Consider the following 1,235-nt stretch of genomic DNA (forward strand, 5'->3'; position numbering starts at 1 on the left):
CCGGGGACGTATGTGGCTGAGCCCCGACAGCGGGTTCGGATGGTTCGGTCTGCGGCGCGTGAGCAGCCCGACGGGTCGCCGTTCCGCGCGGACATGAAGGCCGTGGGGCGCCACGGAGGTTGGGAGAGCCGGACCGACGCCAAGGTTCCGGCGCCGACGGAGATCGCGGCGCGGCTCGGCATCACCGATGGGGACCTGTGCGTCCGCACCGTGTACGAGTTCCTTGCCGATGGTCGGCCGGTGCAGCTGTCGACGAGCTGGGAGCCGTACGACCTCACCGCCGGCACCGTTGTTGTGCTCCCTGAAGGTGGACCGCACGCCGGAGCAGGCGTCGTGAACCGCATGGCCGCGATCGGCATCACGGTCAGCCACGCGGTGGAGCAGCCCGAGCCGCGGCAGGCGACCGCCGATGAGGCTTCACTCCTCGGGATCCAGAAGGCGGCTCTCGTCACGCACATCCGGCGGACGTACTACAGCGACCAGGGCCGCCCCGTGGAAACAGCGGACATCGTCGTCCCCGCCGCCCTGTGCGAGATCGTCTACGAGATTCCGATCAGCCGCTAACGGAGCACAACACCAGGGGGAAAGCTATGGATTCAGTCGGATACGGCTTGGCCGCATTGGTCTGGGGCGCGCCTATCGCCACTCTGCTGGTGGGGGTGCTTGCCACGATTGCGGTCGTTCGATGGCGGCGAAAGACCATCGCGGACTTGGAGCGCGCCGAACTGGACGCTGACGTACGGCAGGGTGCTGGGCGGCCAGTCGGAGCATCAGAGGAGGTCTGACCTCCGGCGACACGTAAGACGCACCGCGAACATCGAACCGGCCCGACGTCACTCACGACGCTACGGCCGACCGCTGACAACGCCCGGGGTAGGTTGCGTGGCATGACCAGTGGCCCTCCTCTCTGCCCCGACTGCGATCAACCAATGACATCGCGCGGGCTTCTCCTCTCCCGGCGCGAGGAGGACGACAAGCGCGTCTGTCGCGGTATCTGGCAGTGCCCCGATCGGCATCTCTGGTGGCACTGGGCCGACCGGCCGAACGATCCCATGGAGCCATGCCCCTTCCCACAGTTCGGGAAGTGACATCCACGGCTGACATCAACGGGTGTGCACTCGGGCGGTGTCGGGCGGTCGTCGGCAGCAGGGCAGCGCCCTTGAGCGGGCCCCGGAAGACCCGCCCGATCGAACTCCTAAAGCGGGTGTCGCAGGTTCGAATCCTGCCGGGGGCAC

Annotated in this window: 1 protein-coding gene and 1 tRNA gene; both read left to right on the forward strand. The window is 67.8% G+C overall.

Annotated features, from left to right (window positions below; genetic code table 11):
* On the forward strand, positions 1 to 564 hold a 564-nt coding region (locus ACZ561_RS39815), incomplete at its 5' end, for a GntR family transcriptional regulator (RefSeq protein WP_471005006.1).
* Between the two features lie 591 nt (positions 565 to 1,155).
* Positions 1,156 to 1,234: transfer RNA gene (locus ACZ561_RS39820), tRNA-OTHER, on the forward strand.
* Position 1,235 lies beyond the last annotated feature (1 nt).

This window comes from Streptomyces sp. NPDC039609, from assembly GCF_055596705.1.